The sequence below is a fragment of the Maribacter sp. HTCC2170 genome, assembly GCF_000153165.2.
Lineage (GTDB): Bacteria > Bacteroidota > Bacteroidia > Flavobacteriales > Flavobacteriaceae > Maribacter_A.
On record NC_014472.1, the window covers coordinates 3356548 to 3377826 of the forward strand.

Annotated in this window: 17 protein-coding genes; 12 read left to right on the forward strand and 5 right to left on the reverse strand. The window is 37.2% G+C overall.

Going from position 1 to position 21279, the window contains the following annotated elements; genetic code table 11:
• Positions 1-50: 50 nt before the first annotated feature.
• The 3 genes from mtaB to FB2170_RS14775 form a co-directional block, all read right to left on the reverse strand.
• Positions 51-1364: a tRNA (N(6)-L-threonylcarbamoyladenosine(37)-C(2))-methylthiotransferase MtaB gene (mtaB, locus tag FB2170_RS14765; protein WP_013307390.1), complete on the reverse strand. Its 1314-nt coding sequence runs from the start codon at positions 1362-1364 to the stop codon at positions 51-53.
• 109 nt (positions 1365-1473) lie between these two features.
• Positions 1474-2646 carry a GlmU family protein gene (locus FB2170_RS14770; RefSeq protein WP_013307391.1) on the reverse strand — a complete coding sequence of 391 codons (1173 nt, stop codon included), beginning with the start codon at positions 2644-2646 and terminating at the stop codon, positions 1474-1476.
• Between the two features lie 88 nt (positions 2647-2734).
• Positions 2735-3004 (reverse strand): type B 50S ribosomal protein L31, encoded by a 270-nt coding sequence (locus FB2170_RS14775; protein WP_013307392.1) that lies wholly within the window; start codon positions 3002-3004, stop codon positions 2735-2737.
• A gap of 181 nt (positions 3005-3185) precedes the next feature.
• Between FB2170_RS14775 and FB2170_RS14780 the strand changes: the two genes are divergently transcribed.
• The 8 genes from FB2170_RS14780 to FB2170_RS14815 all read left to right on the forward strand — a co-directional run bounded on the left by FB2170_RS14780 (position 3186) and on the right by FB2170_RS14815 (position 10472).
• Positions 3186-3707 (forward strand): DUF4199 domain-containing protein, encoded by a 522-nt coding sequence (locus tag FB2170_RS14780; RefSeq protein ID WP_013307393.1) that lies wholly within the window; start codon positions 3186-3188, stop codon positions 3705-3707.
• A 41-nt stretch (positions 3708-3748) separates the two neighbouring features.
• Positions 3749-4720, forward strand: coding sequence for a glycosyltransferase family 2 protein (locus FB2170_RS14785; RefSeq protein WP_013307394.1), 972 nt, complete (start codon positions 3749-3751; stop codon positions 4718-4720).
• Between the two features lie 28 nt (positions 4721-4748).
• Positions 4749-6458 (forward strand): phospho-sugar mutase, encoded by a 1710-nt coding sequence (locus FB2170_RS14790; RefSeq protein WP_013307395.1) that lies wholly within the window; start codon positions 4749-4751, stop codon positions 6456-6458.
• Positions 6458-8278, forward strand: a complete 1821-nt coding sequence (locus FB2170_RS14795) for an ABC transporter ATP-binding protein (RefSeq protein ID WP_013307396.1) — start codon at positions 6458-6460, stop codon at positions 8276-8278. Before FB2170_RS14790 ends, FB2170_RS14795 begins: the two co-directional genes overlap by 1 nt.
• Before the next feature lie 148 nt (positions 8279-8426).
• Positions 8427-8969, forward strand: coding sequence for an RNA polymerase sigma factor (locus tag FB2170_RS14800; RefSeq protein ID WP_013307397.1), 543 nt, complete (start codon positions 8427-8429; stop codon positions 8967-8969).
• Positions 8970-9002: 33 nt separating this feature from the next.
• Entirely contained in the window at positions 9003-9530 is a 528-nt protein-coding gene (locus FB2170_RS14805) for a hypothetical protein (RefSeq protein WP_013307398.1), read from the forward strand.
• The gene (locus FB2170_RS14810) at positions 9520-9975 is read left to right on the forward strand and encodes a hypothetical protein (RefSeq protein WP_013307399.1); all 456 of its coding nucleotides are present in this window, start codon (positions 9520-9522) and stop codon (positions 9973-9975) included. The genes FB2170_RS14805 and FB2170_RS14810 overlap by 11 nt, the downstream gene beginning before the upstream one ends.
• Positions 9976-10121: 146 nt before the next feature.
• Positions 10122-10472, forward strand: a complete 351-nt coding sequence (locus FB2170_RS14815) for a DUF6515 family protein (protein ID WP_013307400.1) — start codon at positions 10122-10124, stop codon at positions 10470-10472.
• Positions 10473-10516: 44 nt separating this feature from the next.
• Here the strand turns inward: FB2170_RS14815 and FB2170_RS14820 are convergent, their stop codons facing one another.
• Complete coding sequence (locus FB2170_RS14820) at positions 10517-11548, reverse strand: VPS10 domain-containing protein (RefSeq protein WP_013307401.1); 1032 nt, start codon at positions 11546-11548, stop codon at positions 10517-10519.
• A 111-nt stretch (positions 11549-11659) separates the two neighbouring features.
• Between FB2170_RS14820 and FB2170_RS14825 the strand changes: the two genes are divergently transcribed.
• Together FB2170_RS14825 and FB2170_RS14830 are read left to right on the forward strand one after the other, a co-directional pair.
• Positions 11660-12880 (forward strand): NADH:flavin oxidoreductase/NADH oxidase family protein, encoded by a 1221-nt coding sequence (locus FB2170_RS14825; RefSeq protein WP_013307402.1) that lies wholly within the window; start codon positions 11660-11662, stop codon positions 12878-12880.
• 101 nt (positions 12881-12981) lie between these two features.
• Positions 12982-14193 carry an RsmB/NOP family class I SAM-dependent RNA methyltransferase gene (locus FB2170_RS14830; protein WP_013307403.1) on the forward strand — a complete coding sequence of 404 codons (1212 nt, stop codon included), beginning with the start codon at positions 12982-12984 and terminating at the stop codon, positions 14191-14193.
• On the opposite strand, the gene FB2170_RS14835 is transcribed toward FB2170_RS14830, so the two are convergent.
• Complete coding sequence (locus FB2170_RS14835; protein ID WP_013307404.1) at positions 14190-15788, reverse strand: amidohydrolase; 1599 nt, start codon at positions 15786-15788, stop codon at positions 14190-14192. The two genes, FB2170_RS14830 and FB2170_RS14835, sit on opposite strands and share 4 nt — an antisense overlap.
• A 147-nt stretch (positions 15789-15935) precedes the next feature.
• Between FB2170_RS14835 and purL the strand changes: the two genes are divergently transcribed.
• Together purL and FB2170_RS14845 are read left to right on the forward strand one after the other, a co-directional pair.
• Positions 15936-19592 (forward strand): phosphoribosylformylglycinamidine synthase, encoded by a 3657-nt coding sequence (purL, locus tag FB2170_RS14840; RefSeq protein ID WP_013307405.1) that lies wholly within the window; start codon positions 15936-15938, stop codon positions 19590-19592.
• A gap of 15 nt (positions 19593-19607) precedes the next feature.
• Entirely contained in the window at positions 19608-21239 is a 1632-nt protein-coding gene (locus FB2170_RS14845; protein ID WP_013307406.1) for a beta-N-acetylhexosaminidase, read from the forward strand.
• Positions 21240-21279 lie beyond the last annotated feature (40 nt).

Below are 21279 nucleotides of genomic sequence, written 5' to 3' on the forward strand. Positions count from 1 at the left end.
AATATTTAAATAAAAAAACCCGCTTTTTAAGCGGGTTTTTTTATACTTTACTATTCCTTTAAAAACTCAAACCTAACTAAACCATCAACATCTATTTCTTTAAGGGTAACCTCGTGTAAGGTATTTACCAAACTTGGTTTCCAAGGTGATTTTACTTTTACATAATTCTCGGTAAATCCATGTATATATCCGTCTTTATTTTCCCCTTCAAACAAAACAGTTTTCCTTCTGTTCAATTGCCCTTCATAAAACGCCCTCCTTTTTTTAACCGATAAAGCACGTAGCATTTTACTTCTTTTTGTTCGTACTTTTTGCGGCACGGGGTCGGTCATCTCGGATGCAGGTGTATTATCACGCTCGGAATAAGTAAAAACGTGTAGGTAGGAAACATTAAGTTCATTCAAGAAATGGTAAGTCTCCAAAAAATGATCATCGGTTTCACCAGGAAATCCAACGATAACATCTACACCTATACAAGCAAAGGGCATAACATCTTTTATTCGCTTTACCCTATCAACATATAGTTCTTTTTGATACCTCCTTTTCATCAACCTTAAAATTTCATCGCTACCGCTTTGTAGAGGTATATGAAAGTGTGGTACGAACGAATTACTTTTTGAAACGAAATCAATGGTTTCATTTTTCAGCAAATTAGGTTCTATGGATGAGATTCGTAATCTGTGAACACCATCTACGTTGTCAAGAGCATTAACCAGGTCCAAAAATGTATGTTCATGCTTTTTATTACCAAACTCGCCTTTGCCAAAGTCACCAATATTAACACCTGTAAGAACAATTTCTTTTATTCCTTTACTAGAAATTTCGGCAGCGTTCTTAAGAACGTTATCCATGGTATCTGAGCGGGAAATCCCCCTCGCCAATGGTATTGTGCAAAAAGTACATTTATAGTCACAACCATCCTGTACTTTTAGGAAAGCCCTTGTTCTATCTCCAATGGCATAGCTACCTACAAAGGAATCTGCCTCATCTATTTCACAAGAATGCACCTCTCCTATCTCATTCTTTGACAGATCATTTATATAATCACTTATTTTGAATTTTTCAGTAGCCCCTAATACCAAATCAACTCCATCAACAGCTGCGAGTTGTTCCGGTTTTAATTGGGCGTAACAACCTATTGCGGCTATAAATGCTTGTGGATTTTTTTTAATCGCCTGTTTTACAATGGTTTTGAATCGTTTATCCGCATTCTCAGTAACTGAGCAAGTATTGATAACATACATATCGGCATGTTCGGAAAAGTCTACTCGCTCATAACCATCTTTTTGAAACCCTCTTGCTATAGTAGATGTTTCAGAAAAATTGAGCTTGCAACCCAATGTATAAAATGCAACTTTTTTCAAACCTTTGTAAAATTCAAATTACCAATACCCCGTGCCTCAAAACGGCTTGCAAATATACAACCTTAGACAACATGCCCAATATTGAAAAATGTAATGGTTTTCTTAAGAATTAGTAATTTCTCCAGTTTTTGGTAAGTTCAAAAACGTGATTTAAGATATTTGCCTCTTTTTCATCAAACTCCACCCCTCTTCTGGCCATCATTACTTTTGCGGCCTCAAAAGCCTTCACAGGTAGGTAAGTAGAGAAACCCGAAGCCCCACCCCAACTGAAGCTGGGGACAAAATTTCTAGGAAAGCCAGGAACATAGATATTGCAGTTTACTCCAATAACCGTTCCGGTATTCAACATAGTGTTTATTGCTGTTTTGCTATGGTCCCCCATCATTAAACCACAAAACTGCAATCCTGTTTGCTCAAATTTTTCAGATGCGTAGTTCCATAACCGAACTTTAGCATAATTGTTCTTTAAGTTCGAGTTATTCGAATCAGCACCAATATTACACCATTCCCCTAAAACGGCATTACCAAGATACCCTTCATGACCTTTACTGGAATATCCAAATATTACAGCATTACTGACTTCGCCCGCTACTTTAGAATATGGGCCAACCGTTGTTGCACCATACATTTTACCACCCATTTTAACTGTACCATGCTCACAAAGGGCAAAAGCACCGCGAATTAGGGCTCCTTCCCATACCTGTGCATTTTTACCAATATATATTGGCCCGTCAGTAGCATTTAACATGCAGTACTCTACAATAGCCCCTTCCTCCAAGAAGATATTATCGCGGTTTATAAGGTTATTGGTCTTTGAAATAGGAGCACTTGTTCTTCCTTCTGTGATAAAATCAAAATCAGCCTGCAAGGCTTCAGCATTTTTAGAGAAAATATCCCAGGTATTTTCTATCCTGAGTACTTCTCCTTCGAATTCGATACTGTTGAAAGTTGAAAAATCAATTTCCTGTCCTTCTTCTGAGAAAAAAGCGATCACTTCCTCCCCGTTAAAAATTGCTTCATTCTTTTTCAAGGAGCGAACAATTGAGACCAGCTCTTCATTTGGAAGAAATGAAGCGTTAATCAGTACATTCTCCTCCATTTCCACCATTGGATACTTTTCAGCAAGATAATCCTCAGTAACAGTTGTGGTGGTGGAACTCAAGTATTTTTCCCATTTTTCACGAATAGTAAGGATTCCCACTCTAATATCGGCCACTGGTCTGGTAAATGTAAATGGCAACAAGGCATCCCTAACGGTTCCATCAAATAGAATATAGTTCATTTGTGGTTTTTAAAACAAATTTAAATAATAATGCCCCCGATAATAACTATCGAGGGCATAACTTTATTGTAGTGAAAAAATAGTTCTACTATTCTTCTTTCTTTTCTGTCTTTTGAAATTTCTTGTACTTGTTCTTGAATTTATCAATTCTACCAGCAGTATCCAAGAATTTGGCCTTTCCTGTATAGAAAGGGTGAGAAGTTCTAGAGATTTCTAATTTTACCAAAGGATATTCTACTCCTTCAACCTCTAAGGTTTCTTTTGTGTTAGCTGTGGATTTAGTTATAAAAACATCCTCATTCGACATGTCTTTGAAGGCAACTAATCTATAATTCTCTGGGTGTATTCCTTTTTTCATCTTATAAAATCTTTAGCACGCCCATTCCAACAGGCATTTATTTTAAGGCTGCAAATTTACGCTTTTTTCGCAAAAAGACAATAAATTACATGAAAAAGAAAAAAGAAAAATTTGTACCTTTAAATGTAACAAATCTAATTTGCAATCAACTAATTAATCAAACCTCTAAAAACTAAATAAAATGGAAGAAAATCAACCTAAAACTGGAAAATTCGCTATGAACTATGGTGTTCTATTAGGTGTAGTAGGAGTAATATTTGGGCTTATGCTCTTTTCTATGGATATGCATTATGACCAAGGTTGGGCCATAAGAAGTGTCAGTTTGGTATTATCTTTTGCTGCAATATTTTTTGGTATTACACAGTTCAAAAAAGCAAATGAAGGCTTTTTGACTATTTCACAAGCCTTGAAATTGGGAACTGGAATTGCTTTGATTGCAGGAATTATTAGTCTAATCTATTTCTTTCTGCTTTCAAATGTTATTGAACCAGATTTCATGGATAAAATGTATGAAATAGGAAAAACGAAAGCAATGGCCGACAACCCAAAATTAACAGAAGAGCAGATTGATCAAGGAATTGAAATGCAAAAGAGTTTTGCTTGGGTATCGTATCCTATTATTTTGGTTATGAACATAATCATAGGCTTGATTTTTGGTTTAATAAGCGGCCTTATAATGAAAAAACAAAAACCGGCTTATTAACATCAAATTCGTACTTTTGAAAAGAAATTCAGAAGTATTAAATGAACTTATCGATAGTAATACCATTACTTAACGAGGAAGAATCGTTAAATGAACTTCACGATTGGATTGTAGATGTTATGCAATCCAATCGTTTTTTATATGAAATTCTTTTTATCGATGATGGTAGTACGGATACTTCTTGGGATATAATATCACAACTTTCACTTAAGAACCCATGCGTAAAGGGCATTCGTTTCACAAAGAATTTTGGCAAATCTCAGGCTTTGCACGCAGGTTTTAGAGCAGTCAAAGGTGATGTCATAATTACCATGGATGCTGACCTTCAGGACAATCCCGAAGAGATTCCTGAACTATATGATTTAATACACAACCAGGGTTTTGACCTTATTTCAGGCTGGAAAAAAAAGAGATACGACTCCGTCATAGCCAAAAATATTCCTTCAAAGCTTTTTAATTGGGCTGCGCGCAGGACTTCTGGAGTTAAGTTGAATGATTTTAATTGTGGACTGAAAGCTTATAAAAAAGATGTTGTCAAAAACATAGAGGTCAGAGGTGAAATGCATCGTTACATTCCCGTATTGGCCAAAAGCGCTGGTTTTTCAAATATAGGAGAAAAGATTGTGCAGCATCAGGCACGAAAATATGGTAAGACAAAATTTGGTATGGAAAGATTTATAAATGGATTCCTTGACTTGATAACAATTTGGTTTGTATCCAAGTTTGGACGACGCCCCATGCATTTATTTGGAGCACTAGGTGTGGTCATGTTCATTATTGGGTTTGGGTTTGCTCTGTTTTTGGGTATAGACAAGTTGTTCATAAACCCGACTGCAAGGCTAATTACCCAAAGACCTGAATTTTACATTTCATTGACAGCGATGATTATTGGAACACAATTGTTTTTAGCCGGATTTTTAGGCGAAATAATGGTGCGCTCCAGAAAAAACGAAAAACGTTATAGAATATCTGAGAAATTGAACCTCCACAAAAAGAAAGAACAATTTTCTTAGTAATTTAACTTATCAAAACTAAAAATTAATGGATTCTATTATTAATACAGCAAAAAGCTGGTTGACTGATTTTTTTGATGATGAAGTACAGGTTGAGATTCAAAATCTTATGGCCAATGATCCTGAGGAACTAAAAGATCGCTTCTATAAGAATATGGAATTCGGCACAGGTGGTATGCGCGGTTTAATGGGTGTTGGCACCAACCGAATCAATAAATATACGTTGGGAAAAAGCACTCAAGGGCTTAGTAATTATATTAAAAAAGCCTGCCCTGGTGAAGAACATAAGGTTGTAATCGCTTATGACTGCCGCCATAACAGCAATACGCTTGCAAGAACGGTAGCGGAGGTCTTATCTGCGAATGATATTAAGGTGTTTTTATTTTCAGAGCTTAGAACCACTCCAGAACTTTCATTTGCTGTCCGGCACTTAGGTTGCCACGCAGGTATAGTTTTAACCGCATCTCACAATCCACCGGAATACAACGGATATAAAGTCTACTGGACCGATGGTGGTCAAATTGTTCCTCCTCAAGACGGCGATATCATTTCTGAAATCAATGGGCTGGCCTATGAAGAAATAAAATTTGACGCCAATGAAGAATTGATTGAAATAATCGATACTGAAGTTGACGAAGCTTTCATGAATGCTTCTGTAATCAATGGAAATTTTAATGCTGCAGGCAAAGATGACTTTAAAATAGTGTTCACATCATTACATGGAACATCAATTACTGCAATTCCTGAAGTGTTGAAACGTGCTGGATATAACAATGTCAGTATTGTTGAAGAACAGGCGAAGCCCGATGGTAACTTCCCAACCGTTGAATCACCCAATCCTGAAGAACCAGAAGCGTTATCTATGGCAATTAAACAGGCCAAAGATATTGGTGCTGATATGGTAGTAGGTACCGACCCTGATAGTGATAGATTAGGTATTGCAGTTCGAAATCTCGAGGGAGAAATGGAAATACTCAATGGCAACCAGACCATGATGCTGATGACCAAATTCCTATTGGACCAAAGGAAAGCCAAAGGAATGCAAGGCAACGAGTTCATAGCTTCCACAATTGTTTCAACACCTATGATGCTTTCTTTGGCAAAAGCGTACAAAGTAGAATGCAAAGTAGCTTTGACGGGTTTTAAATGGATCGCCAAAATGATCAAGGATTTCCCTGAACAGTTTTTCGTTGGTGGTGGCGAAGAGAGTTTTGGATTTATGGTAGGCGATTTTGTTAGGGATAAAGATGCTGTTACCGCTACCCTATTGGCATGCGAAATTGCTGCAGCAGCAAAAGCCAAAGGAAGTTCTTTTTATAAAGAATTGATTCAATGTTATGTTGATTATGGCTTCTACATGGAAAAGTTGGTTTCCATGACCAAAAAAGGAATAAGTGGTGCAGAGGAAATAAAACAGATGATGGTCGATTTTCGAGAAAATCCAATCAAGGAAATTGACGGTTCAAAAGTAGAATGGATTCATGATTATGACACGTCGGTAGCTACAAATTTATTGAACGGGAAAACCGAAACTATTAGTGTTCCTAAATCCAATGTTTTAATATACACTACTGAAGATGGCACAAGAATGGCTGCCAGGCCGAGTGGAACAGAACCTAAGATAAAGTTTTACTTTAGTGTAAATGGGAATTTGAATGAAACTGGTAGTTTCATTGCAAAACGTTCAGAATTGGAAAACAAGCTTTCGCGAATAGTGAGTGAGCTTAAACTTGGTTAATGGAATATTTCAAAAAAATACTTCGTTTTGCGAAGCCTTATAAAAATTACGGCTTTCTTAATATTTTCTTCAATATCCTGTATGCTCTATTCAGTGCTTTATCTTTTGCAGCACTGATTCCTATGCTTGATGTTCTTTTCAAACCAGAGAAAAAAATTAAGATAGAACCAGTATTTACCAACATTGGACATTTAAAAGATTATCTACAAGATTACATCAACTTTAGGGTCAACGCATATTCTGGCGATGACCAGATGAAAGGTTTGGTTTTGGTCATTGGTTTGGTTTTGATATTGTTTTTACTGAAAAACTTTTTCAACTACCTAGCCATGTATTTTATTACATTTTTACGTAATGGGGTTTTAAAGGATTTACGGAATAAAATGTTTCAAAAAATTGTTGAGCTACCAGTATCGTATTATTCCGAAAAAAGAAAGGGCGATGTAATTGCTCGAATAACCTCAGATGTTCTTGAAATTCAACACTCATTTCTTTCAATTTTAGAATTGATAGTTCGCGAACCGTTGACCATATTATTCACGATTTTAATCATGTTTGGAATAAGTGCAAAACTAACTTTGTTTGTATTTATTTTTATTCCAATCGCAGGCGCCATTATATCCAGAATTGGAAAATCACTCAAGAAAAAATCTGATAGAGTACAAAGGGAACAGGGCGAGTTTTTATCAATTGTTGAAGAAACACTTGGAGGGCTTAGGGTTATTAAGGCTTTTAATTCAGAATCTCGGTTTTATAACACATTTGGCAAATCAACCGAACGTTTCTTCAGGTTTTCCAACAAATTGTTGAATCGCCGAAACTTGGCGTCACCCACAGGGGAGTTTTTAGGAATACTTGTTATTGGCGTTCTATTATGGTTTGGGGGTAAAATGGTTTTAATCGACAAGACTTTGGACGCCTCATCTTTCATAGCATATATGGGACTGGCCTATAACATACTTACACCAGCAAAAGCTATCAGTAAAGCATCATATGGTGTTAAAAAAGGAAATGCCGCTGCCGAAAGGGTATTGGAAATTCTTGAAACCGAAAACCCAATTGTTGATAAGGAAAATGCTATTGAAAAAACTGCCTTTGATTCGGAAATAACCTTGAATGATGTTTCGTTCAAATATGAAGATGACCTGGTACTCAATGATTTTGATTTAAAAGTTTCAAAAGGAGAAACTGTCGCACTAGTAGGGCAATCAGGAAGTGGTAAAAGTACCATCGCCAACTTAGTTACACGTTTTTATGATGTTAACGATGGGGCAATCAATATAGATGGGGTCAATATAAAAGATATTAGCAAAAAATCTCTAAGAGGTTTAATGGGCTTGGTAACACAAGATTCCATATTGTTCAATGGCAGCGTTAAGGACAATATCGGCTTAGGTAAAGAAAATGCAACGGAAGTTGAAATTATTGAAGCCGCAAAAATAGCTAATGCCCATGATTTTATCACAGAGCTACCTATGGGTTATGACACGAATATCGGTGATAGCGGCAATAAACTTAGTGGTGGTCAAAAACAACGGTTATCAATCGCGAGGGCTGTACTTAAAAATCCGCCAATAATGATTCTTGACGAGGCAACATCTGCCTTAGACACAGAGAGCGAGCGACTTGTTCAGGATGCTTTGGAGAAAATGATGCGCAATAGAACATCAATAGTAATTGCCCATAGACTATCAACAGTTCAAAACGCCAATAACATAGTAGTTCTCCAAAAGGGGAAAATTGTTGAACAAGGGTCACATAAAGAATTAATGGCTCAGAAAGGTGTTTATAAGCGACTAGTGGCAATGCAATCGCTTTGACCTAATATTCAACACACAAGAATTGGTCTTTGGTTGCGTTCTAATTATATGACTTTCAGTCTTTTTTGCTGGAATTACAAATAAAATTTGTGTTGAATTAAACCTTTTGTCTAATTCAAAGTCCAACACCAAACCAAATTAATATCGTTTGATTGCTGAAGAGACTTTACTAAACGAATTAAAACAGCTAGAAACACAAGCTAAAGCTTTTGAAGTGTTGGTCAACACTTATAAAGAGCGTTTATATTGGCATATAAGAAGAATTGTCCTCAATCATGATGATGCGGATGACGTACTACAGAACACTTTCATTAAGGTCTTCAAAAACATAGAAGGATTCAAAGGGGATAGTAAGTTATTTTCTTGGATGTACAGAATCGCCACCAATGAATCTCTCACCTTTCTCAAGAAAAAATCGAACAAACTTGGAATTTCCAATATCGAATTACAGGACAGAATGGTAAATAATCTGCAGGCCGATGTATATTTTGAAGGAGATGAGATTCAAATGAAGCTTCAAAAAGCCGTTGCCGCACTACCAGAGAAGCAGAAGCTCGTATTTAACATGAAATATTTTGAGGAAATGAAGTATGATGACATCTCTGAAATACTCAATACTTCGGTAGGTGGATTAAAGGCCTCATATCATTTAGCAGTTAAAAAAATCGAAGCATATATAAAAGAGGATTAAACCTTTTAAGTATTTGACAGTCAAATTAAAAGCATGAACAAGAGCAACAAAAATAATGATTTCAAAACCCCAGAAGGTTACTTTGAAGGGTTTACTGATAGTTTGTTGGACCGTATGTCCAATGACATACAGAATGAATCAATATTGCCAAAAAAACCTGGATTCAAGGTCCCGGAGGGTTATTTTGATAGTTTGAACAATAAAATTCAGGAGAAACTACAAGAGGAACAAGCAAAAGTTATCACTATTAATTCAAGAACCAAGTTTTACTATTATGCAGCTGCAGCCGTTGCCGCAGTGTTTCTTTTAACTATTGGAATTCGTAATACGACAAATGTGGAACCAACTTTTGATGATTTGGCCAAAAATGAAATTGAGGACTATTTTGAAAACACTGACCTAGGTTTGAGTACTTTTGAAATAGCGGAAGTTATCCCAGTTGATGATTTGGAAATTTCTGATATTCTAGACACTCAATTAAATGAAGATAACATTATTGATTATTTAGACGATAATCTTGATACGATTGAAGAATTAAACTTTACAGATTATGATTACTAACAAAAAAATAGCAACCCTATTCTTATTGTTGTTTGTAGCTACCTTGTCGTTTGCACAACGCAGACCGGACAAAGAGAAGATAAAATCATTGAAAGTGGCCTATATTACAGAGCGTTTGGATTTGACTAGTAGTGAAGCCCAAGCCTTTTGGCCTATTTACAATGCCCACGAAGAAAGAATGGAAGCTTTTCGACAACAGGAACGTACCCAAATCTATGCTAAGCTGCGCGATATGGAATCATTATCTGATAAGGAAATTGACGATTTATTTCAAGACCTTGTTTCACTTGAAAAACAAAAACATGAAGTTCGCCAGCAATTTCTTAAAGATATTAGAAAGGTGGTTTCAGCAAAGAAAACATTCCTTTTATTGAAGACTGAAAATGGTTTCAAAAGACGCTTATTAAAGCAATACAGGCAAAAGCATGGAGGTGATCCCAAATAACATACATTTCGTTAAAATACACAAAAAGGAGCTAATAAGCTCCTTTTTTCATTAAACCCTACACCAAAACACAAGTCAAAGAACTATAACCTGATCCAACTTTTATTCCACAATGGAAGACGTTTAGGATCATAAAAAATTAAGCTATGAAAAATTTTAAAATCATTATGGTCATTTTGGTCTTCATTGGTAGTATGGCATCTATGAACGCCCAAAAAAAAGTAGTTAAGGTTTATCCTAAACATGGTACAGTTATCACCAAAGTTTATAAACCAAAAATTGTTGTGCACAAAGGTGCCAAATTCCATTTTGCAAAAGGGGTTTGGTATAAAACCAGAGGGAAGAAGTTTGTTGTCTGTGCCGCACCAATTGGTATTAAAGTTAGGCACTTACCAAGAGGATACAAAGTAGTACGGGTAAATGGAAGAAAAATGTACAAATACAAAGGTATTTGGTATCAAAAAAAGAGAGGTGGGTATATTATAGTAAACGTATAGTTGGTTTGGTTGATTGTTTTAGGAGGAGCTCACGGGCTCCTCTTTTATTTAAAAGTAAGTCTGGCTATTCTATTTTTTCCTGCTGCATAGGCAATCGAATCATTTTTAAACCGAATAGTGTAAAAAGATTCCTTGGACAACTCAGTCCAATTTTCTCCCATATCACTTGAGTATGAAATCCCGGTAAACCCAAGTGCCACAATTCCTTTTCCTTTTGTGCCTGGCACAAACTGTATACAGCTTTTATAATCGGGCTCTTCCCCATCTGCCATTAAGTTCCAAGTTGCGCCTCCATCTTTGGTCACTGCTAAATTTCCCATCGCATCTTCAGGCTTGGTATAATCACCTCCAATAGCTACTCCCAAGTTTTCGTCGTAAAAATCAATTGAATAAATACCTTGTGTTGGTTTCTTCCTTACAATAGGAGTTTGTTGCAATTGCCAAGTTTGCCCTTTATCATTTGAAAAATAAATTGTACTACTTGTAGTGGCAATCCAAGTTTTGTTATCCACAGTTCTTATGTTGGTATTACTGGCTGCAAAAGCCCCTTCCCCTTCTACGCCCTCAGGTAAATCGGAGCAAGGTATTTTCTTCCAGCTTTTACCTCCATCACGAGTAATAATAATTGACAAACAACCGTCAACCGTATCGCCAATAGCTATGCCTTCGCTATTATTCCAAAAGGTCATTGCATCATAAAAAACGCCTTCCCCTTCTTCTTTATAGACCAATTCCATTCCACCAACTCCAGTTTTATATAATAAGGCAGGGCTTCCGACAGATAGCATAAAGAAATCTGTGGATGTGTGGGCTATTGCCCTAAAACCGGGAAGAACTGAATCATATTTCTGAACATTGGTTCGAATTTTATTTGTCGTTAAATCGATACTGCCAAATGTGCCCTTATTTGCAGCGAAAGCCAAACTATTATCCATTAATTCAATAGCCCTAATACTTAAAGAGTCTTCAAAAACTGTATCTACACTCACCTCCGTAAATGGTTCCTTGGGATGCTCAATCCCGCAAGCAGTTAACAATAAAAAAGCAAGGAAAACTGTGTAAAAACGCATAGTCATTATTTTCTTTAAAAATAGCTCGAATGTAACTTAAAACAATATCTTTAATCCACATAATTTGCATCGCCCTCCGAATTCAAGTATATAGTTCTAATTCAATAAATCTTTTAAATGTCAGTCTCAAAAGACAAACCACATATTCTCCAACCACTAAATCTACCGTGTGGCGCTTCATTAAAAAATAGAATAGCAAAAGCTGCTATGACAGAACGCTTGGCAAGCGGGAATTCCAAAGCAAATAAATCCCATTCCAATTTATACAAGAAATGGGGTGAATCTGGCACAGGTCTGATTATTACCGGGAATGTCATGGTAGACGGTAGATATAAAGAATCTTCAGGAAATATTGTAATAGAAGACAAAAGTGGTCTAGAAGAATTGCAAAATTTAACTGCGAATGGATTAAGAAGTGGTAATCATATTTGGGCACAGATAAATCACGCTGGTAGACAATCTACCATCTTCTCAACCTTTAAACCTATTGCTCCTTCAGCCGTACAATTAAAAAAACTAATGCTTTTTGCCAAACCTAGGGCAATGACTATTGAAGAAGTTGAAAACGTAATCGACAGATTCATAAATACAGGTGTGATTTGCAAAAAAGCAGGTTTTACAGGTATTCAGATTCATGCAGCCCATGGGTATTTGATAAATCAGTTTTTATCGCCTAATACAAACTTGAGAACCGATGAATATGGAGGTTCCATTGAAAACAGGTCACGTGTTTTATTGGAAATTGTAAGGCGGTTAAGGATTAAGTTGGGTCCACATTTTCCAATTTCTGTAAAGTTGAATTCAGCCGATTTTCAACGGGGTGGATTCAATGAAAAAGATGCCCTTTTCGTCATAGAAAAACTCTATGAATTGAAAATAGATTTGCTTGAAATATCAGGTGGAACTTATGAAAATACAGTTTTTCTGACCAAAAGAAGTGAGCGGGAATCAACGCGAAAAAGAGAGGCATACTTCTTAGACTTTGCAGCAAAAATCAGAAAGCATACCAATATTCCACTTATGGTCACTGGTGGATTTCGAACCTTTGATTTCTGCGAACAGGTACTCAAGAACAAGGAATTGGATATGATCGGATTCGCAAGGCCTTTTTTAAACGATAAAGACTTTCCATCAAGTTTTATTAAAGGGGATACCAAAAAAGTAGAGGATGCCAATTTTGATTTTAAAATAAAAAAACTAGCCGATTTTGCTGAAGCTGGTTTTTATGATTACCAAATTCACCAAATCGCAAAAGACAAACCACTAAAACCAAATTACAATCCCTATTTAGGCGTGTTGAGATTCACCAAAAATGAACTAATAAAAGGCTGGTTTTAAAAATGCTTGATCAGCAAACCAATCCCCTCATTTTCAAAATAATGCAAATATTGATTTTTAAATCTTTGTAAAAGAATACCTTTGCAGCCTTATTTTTTATTATGAAACTACATAGAAACCTTGTATTTGCGGTAATTGATGCTTTAGGACTCATTTTTAATGAAGGGGAATATGCCGACAAGGTTGTAGAAAAAGTACTAAAGAGAGACAAGCGCTGGGGATCCCGTGATCGAGGGTTCATCGCTGAGACGACTTATGATATTGTTCGTTGGAAAAGGTTGTATGCGGAAATTGCCGAAGTAAAAGCCCCTTACAGCCGCGCAAATTTATTTAGATTATTTACCGTATGGGCCGTTTTAAGGGGAATAGATTTACCCGACTGGAAACAATTGGAGCCTGTGCCAGCAAGAAGAATCAAAGGTAGATTTGATGAACTTTCCAAAATTAGAAAATTTAAGGAATCAATTCCCGATTGGATTGATGAACTGGGTGTAAAAGCTTTGGGTGAAAAACTTTGGACAAGTGAAATTGCCGCCTTGAATAAACAGGCAGATGTTATTCTCAGGGTAAACAGCCTAAAGACCACCAAGGAAAAACTAAGAAAATCATTGCTTGATGATGGTATAGTTGCCGAGCCGATAAAAGGGTACTCATCCGCACTGAAACTTGCAGAGCGGACTAATGTTTTCACCAAACAATCTTTTAAAGATGGTTGGTTTGAAGTTCAAGATGCTTCATCGCAATTGGTATCTGAATTTTTGGATGTACAACCAGGACAACGTGTTGTAGATACATGTGCGGGAGCAGGCGGAAAGACATTACATTTAGCTGCCCTTATGCAAAACAAAGGACAATTGATTGCCTTGGACATCTACGACAACAAATTGAAGGAATTAAAGCGTAGAGCTCGAAGAAATGGTGCCCATAATATAGAGCCTCGTCATATCAGCTCAACTAAAATCATTAAAAAGTTATATAATAAGGCCGATAGAGTATTGATAGATGCTCCTTGCACTGGCTTGGGAGTACTTCGTAGGAACCCAGGTGCCAAATGGAAAATGCAACCAGATTTCTTGGAAAAAATCACAAAAACCCAACAAGAAATTCTTAGAAGCTATAGTAAAATGGTAAAATCTGGTGGTAAAATGGTGTATGCCACTTGCTCAATTTTACCACAAGAAAATAATGAACAAGTAAAATCATTCTTAGCTTCGGAAGAGGGCAAAGATTTCACTTTGGCAAAAGAGAATAAAATCTTTGCGTCCAAATCGGGTTATGACGGATTTTATATGGCATTACTTGAAAGAGCCTAGTCCTTTTTCAATGTAGGATATTCTATACCCAATTGCTCTAAATAGCTATCGTATTTAGTTTCATCATAATAGAATTTCTCTAATGCTTCTCTAAACTCACCCTGTTTATCTTCGTTTAGATATATTGGAGGCGTATCGCTTTCAGATATCATTGGAAAAAATTGAGTTTCCTTGGTCTGTTCATTATTGAAATAATTCCACGCTTCTTTTACCAATTCTGGTTTTAAGAGAAAATCAAGAATGGTCATAGCTTCTACTTTAGCACCCGCAACGACACCTTTATGAGCTATAGGGGTGGCCATGGTGATCGCATTACTCCAATGATGACCCTGCAAACCAGGAATATTCGAAGGAAAACGCATAGTAACTGTTGGTGTTTTCCAAGAAACATCACCAATATCATCAGAACCACCACTCACAGGAACTTTAACCGGTAGTCCTAGCGGCGATAGTTTTGTGGCAAGTCCCTCGCTCTTTTTAGACTCCACCTCTTTCTGAACAGCTACCGCGAGTTCATTATCAGCTTCAGACCAATTTGGCAAGCCCACATCCTTTATATTTTCATACATGGTTTCGGCTATCACCTTGTTAAAATGTCGTGGCCATGCTGCCCCTAAAACTTTTGAGGTCATTTTGGTTCCGGTCATAAGTGCTGCTCCCTTTGCAATATCATTTGCTTCACCGTACATCTCCATTATACCATCGTACTCAATGTCCCTAAAATAAAACCAGATTGATGCCTTTGAGGGCACAACATTTGGTTGATCACCAGCATCAGTAAAGATTGAATGAGACCTTTTTAAAGGGTGCAAATGCTCTCGTTTGTAATTCCAACCAATATTCATAAGTTCTGCTGCATCCAAGGCACTTCTTCCTCTCCAAGGTGAACCGGCGGAGTGCGCTGCCTCACCTTCAAATGAGTATTCAACTGATATGAGTCCGGTTCCCCGTGAAGGTCCATAAGACACAGATAAATTACTGCTCACATGAGTAAAAATGCACATATCAATATCGTCAAAAAGTCCATCCCGTACATACCAGGCTTTAGCTGCAACAAGTTCTTCCGCAATTCCGGGCCACATAATCAATGTCCCCCCAATTTGCTCCAGTTCCATGATTTGTTTTACGGCAAGTACTGCACTAATGTTCAAGGGGATTCCAGAATTATGACCTTCCCCATGACCCGGAGCACCTTCAATTATAGGTTTATGATAAGCAACTCCAGGGTATTGCGAAGCTTTTGGAATACAATCAACATCGCTTCCCAATGCAATTACAGGTCCTTCCCCATTACTCCATTTAGCAAACCATGCTGTTGGAATCCCGGAAATAGAATGTTCTATTTCAAAACCATTTTTCTCTAATATTCCTGTAAGGTATTTTGATGATTCGATCTCCTGAAAGCCCAGTTCAGCAAAACTGAACACCTTATCTACCATTACTTGCGACTGTTTTTTGTTAGCCTCAACAATTGCAGCAACTTCACTCTTTAACTTTTCAATTTGTCTATTGGATTTTTTTCTTTGTCCGTAAATGAACGGGGTAACAGCCATCAACATTGCAATGGTCAAAATCAAGGTGGTATTTCTTTTCATGAGGTTGGTTTTAATTAAGATAAAAGATACTAAAAACAGACAGACTAATTAACAATTATCGTTTAAAACTGTTAACTATTCACACAATATGGTAGCCTAAAAAAATGTAAATTTGCGTTTTCTCAAACTAAACAATTCTTAGGATACATGATTCACTTTTTCGGGGATGTCACGACTAAAGTATTTGCTGTACAGACGCAGCAAGAACTTTCTCAGAAAGATACTAATAAACTTACATGGCTATTCGGCAATCAACCTAAAATAAATAGGGCGTCTCTTGACGCCTTTTTTGTTGGGCCAAGAGCAGCAATGATAACACCATGGAGTACCAATGCCACAGAAATTACCCAAAATATGGGAGTTGAAGGCATACTCCGTATTGAAGAGTTTGAATCCGTTGATAAAACCTACAGTGATTTTGACCCAATGCTTTCCCAAAAATTCAATAGCTTAACACAGGAAACTTTTAAGGTTGATGTTGTACCAGAAGCTATTCTTGAAATTGATGATATTTCAGCCTACAATAATCAAGAGGGACTTGCACTTAGTGATGATGAAGTTGAGTATTTAAATCAACTTTCAGAAAAAATAGGTCGAAAATTAACCGATTCTGAAGTTTTTGGTTTTAGTCAAGTGAATTCTGAACATTGTCGTCATAAAATTTTCAATGGGACCTTTATAATTGATGGGGAAGAAATGTCATCTTCCTTGTTTAAATTGATAAAGGAAACCTCAAAAGAAAATCCTAACGACATTGTTTCGGCTTATAAAGACAATGTGGCCTTTGTAAAAGGCCCAAAAGTCGTACAGTTTGCACCTAAAAGCGCTGATAAGCCAGATTTTTACGAAGAAAAAGAATTTGAGTCAGTAATTTCTTTAAAAGCTGAAACACATAATTTCCCGACTACGGTCGAACCTTTCAATGGGGCAGCTACAGGTTCTGGCGGTGAAATACGAGACCGATTGGCAGGCGGCAAAGGTTCTTTGCCTTTAGCTGGGACAGCGGTATATATGACTTCTTATTCTAGATTGGAAGAAAACAGACCCTGGGAAAAAGCAATGCCAGAACGTGAATGGCTGTACCAAACCCCAATGGATATCCTAATAAAAGCTTCTAATGGAGCTTCTGACTTTGGGAACAAATTTGGACAACCTTTAATTGTTGGCTCTGTTCTTACTTTTGAACATACTGAAGATGCGCGCCGTCTAGGTTTCGACAAAGTAATAATGCAAGCAGGCGGAATTGGTTATGGCAAAGCTGAACAAGCTTTAAAAGACGTTCCTAATACAGGGGATAAAATAGTGATTCTTGGCGGTGACAATTACCGTATTGGGATGGGTGGCGCTGCTGTTTCTAGTGCCGATACAGGAGAATTTAGCTCAGCTATAGAACTAAATGCTGTACAACGTTCCAATCCTGAAATGCAAAAAAGAGCAGCCAATGCTGTTCGAGGAATGGTAGAAAGCGAGATAAACCCTATTGTATCTATTCATGATCATGGGGCAGGCGGCCACCTCAACTGTTTATCTGAATTAGTGGAAGATACTGGTGGTAAAATTGACTTGGACAAATTGCCCATCGGTGACCCTACCCTTTCTGCTAAAGAAATAATAGGAAATGAATCCCAAGAACGAATGGGGTTGGTCATAGGTCAAAAAGATGTTGATTTACTGCATAGAATAGCAGATCGCGAGCGTTCGCCAATGTATGAAGTTGGTGATGTTACTGGAGATCATAGATTTACTTTTGAATCTGAAACCAAAGGGGACAAACCCATGGATTTGGATTTAGAGGATATGTTCGGAAGTTCTCCAAAAACCATAATGAATGATATTACCGTTGACAGAAACTATGAAAACGCTGCTTATAGCTTAGAGAACTTTCATGACTACTTAGATCAAGTACTTCAACTAGAGGCAGTTGCTTGCAAAGATTGGTTGACCAACAAGGTTGACCGTTGTGTTGGTGGTAAGGTTGCCAAACAACAGTGTGCTGGCCCATTACAACTTCCACTTAACAATTGCGGAGTAATGGCTCTAGATTATAAGGGGAAAGAGGGAATTGCAACTTCTATTGGCCACTCGCCTATCTCAGGTCTTATAGACCCAGTTGCTGGAAGTAGAAATAGTATTACCGAATCTTTGACAAACATCATTTGGGCTCCATTGAAAGATGGATTAAAATCTGTATCCCTTTCCGCTAACTGGATGTGGCCTTGTAAAAATGAAGGCGAAGATGCTCGTTTGTATAAAGCTGTTAAAGCTATATCTGACTTCTCCATTGATTTGGGTATCAATGTCCCAACTGGGAAAGACTCCCTTTCAATGAAACAAAAATACAAAGATGGTGACATAATATCCCCTGGCACTGTAATCATCTCAGCATCAGGTAATTGTGATGACATCACTAAAGTTGTCGAACCAGTGTTACAAAAAGATGGAGGTAATATTTATTACATCAACCTATCAAAAGATAGTTACCATTTAGGTGGCTCTTCATTCTCACAGGTTTTAAACAAAATTGGAAACAAAGCTCCAACCGTCGTTGATGCTGGCTACCTTAAAACAGTATTCAATACAATGCAAAAAGCGATTAGAAATGGGCAAATATTAGCTGGGCATGACGTTGCCGCAGGGGGACTGATAACAACATTGTTGGAACTATGTTTCTCAGATGTCGATTTAGGTGCGGATTTGGACCTATCGGCACTTGGTGAATCTGACAGTATTAAACTCCTTTTTGCAGAGAATGCAGGAATTGTGTTCCAAGCAAAAGATGCTTCAGCCATCGAGTCTTTTAGATTCGAACAAATCGAAGTCATTAAAATTGGTTCTGTAACCTCTGAGTCAAAATTGACCATTAAAAATGGTGGCATGGAACTAGGTCTTAATGTAAATTCTTTAAGAGATACTTGGTATAAGACCTCTTATTTATTGGACCAAAAGCAAACAGCCAACAATCTTGCTGACGATAGATTCAAGAATTATAAAAATCAACCTTTACAATACAACTTCCCGAATTCCTTTACAGGAGAATTACCCTCTCAAGTGCAAAAAAGACCAAAGGCGGCAATTCTTAGGGAAAAAGGCAGTAATTCTGAACGTGAAATGGCAAATGCCATGTATTTGGCCGGCTTTGATGTAAAAGATGTTCACATGACCGATTTGATTTCGGGTCGTGAAAGCTTTGAAGATATTCAGTTTATAGGTGCTGTTGGCGGATTCTCAAACTCAGACGTGTTGGGAAGTGCCAAAGGATGGGCCGGAGCGTTTAAATACAATGAAAAAGCGAACAAAGCTCTTAAAAACTTCTTTGCAAGACCTGACACACTTTCAGTTGGTATTTGTAATGGGTGTCAATTATTTATGGAATTGGATTTAATAAATCCGGATCACGAAAACCACGGGCGTCTTTTACACAATGATTCCCACAAACATGAAAGTGGTTTTACTTCTGTAGATATTCAAAAGAACAATTCGGTAATGTTATCTAATTTGGAGGGTGCAACCTTGGGTGTCTGGATTTCACATGGAGAGGGTAAATTCAGTCTACCTTATACTGAGGACAAATATGACATTGTTGCTAAATACGGGTATGAAGGATACCCTGCAAACCCAAACGGAAGTGACTTCAATACCGCTATGCTATGCGATAAAACCGGTCGTCATTTGGTTATGATGCCACATATAGAACGTTCTATATTCCCATGGAACTGGGCAAACTACCCAATAAGTTCTGAAGACAAAGTATCACCATGGATTCAGGCATTTGTTAATGCTAGGGAATGGGTGGAGAACAAATAACTTAATTCATTTAGTATGAGATCAATACTTATTATTCTGGTAACTTTTATTTTTGCCAGTAGTTGTACCGAAAAGAACAAGACATTTTTGGCATCTGAAATTTCGATAATTCCAAAACCAGCAGAATTAAGCCTAGTAGAAGAATCATTCGCATTTGAAAATGGCCTTAAAATATCTGTAACAGGTAATGAACAAAATGCAGCTGCCGATTTTCTGATTAACAGTTTACAACAAAATGCCAATGTGAGTCTTGTAAAATCAAATTCTGATTCCACATCCTCAATTGTATTTTCAAATGATACAAGCTTGAAAGTTGAGGCTTATAAATTGAATATAACTCCAAATCAAATAAAGGTTAGTGCAAATAGTCCTTCTGGCTATTTTTATGGAGTTCAGTCCATTCTTCAATTGTTGACCAAGGACGAAACCTCTACAGAGAAATGGCTAGTTCCCTCCGTAGTGATTAATGATGTTCCAAAGTTTAAATGGCGGGGATATATGCTCGATGAGTCTAGATATTTCCAAGGGGAGGAATTTGTAAAGCTTGTCCTTGATCAGATGGCATACTTAAAGATGAATGTTTTTCATTGGCATTTGACCGATGACGGTGGTTGGCGTATGGAAATAAAAAAATATCCAAAATTAACAGAAATTGGTTCGCATAGGGTTGACAGTGAAATTGAAACGTGGAAAAGTGGAAAGACCTCTGGTGAACCGCACGGTGGCTTTTATACCCAAGAACAAATCAAAGATATTGTTGCATATGCTGCTAAAAGGCATATTACAATAGTACCGGAATTTGAAATGCCCGGTCATGCCAGTTCAGCCATCGCTGCGTATACTTGGTTAGGTACTGCAGGAAAGGATATTGATGTTCCAATAAAATTTGGAAGACATTACGATAACTACGATATAACCAAACCTGAGGTTATTCAATTCGTAAAGGACGTATTGATTGAAATGTTCGAAATGTTTCCGTCTGAAGTAATACACATTGGAGGAGATGAAGTTGGATATAAAGTTTGGGAAGACGCCAAACATGTACAGAATTACATGAAACAGAATGGATTGCAGACTCCAGCTGACCTTCAGGTAAATTTCACCAATGAAATTTCTAAATTCATTGAACAGAATGGCAGAAGAATGATGGGATGGAATGAAATCATGGGCAAAAATATTCACCAAGGATTTGAAGAAAAAAAAGACGACAAAGACGCAGAAACCGCATTGGCTAAAAACGTTGTAGTGCATTTTTGGAAAGGAAATTTAGATTTAGCTACCGAAGCCGCTAAAAAAGGTTATGGTATCGTCAATTCTCTTCATAGCGAGACATATTTAGATTATGCCTATGATAACATAACTCTTGAAAAAGCGTACAGTTTTAATCCGATTCCAGATGGTTTGGAAGAAAAATATCATAAGAATGTATACGGTCTTGGTTGCCAAATGTGGACTGAATGGACCCCAACTACAAAAGATGTTGTCTACCAGACATTTCCAAGAATTGCGGCCTATGCAGAAGTTGGATGGACCGATGATGAAAATAAGGATTTTGAGGTTTTCAAAATTCGCCTAAAAAAATTACAACAACATTGGGACAAACTGAATATAGCATATGCAGAATTCTTAGATGACCCAGTAAATTAATTCGAAATAGAAGAAAATCAAAAAAGGAGCCCCAATTGGT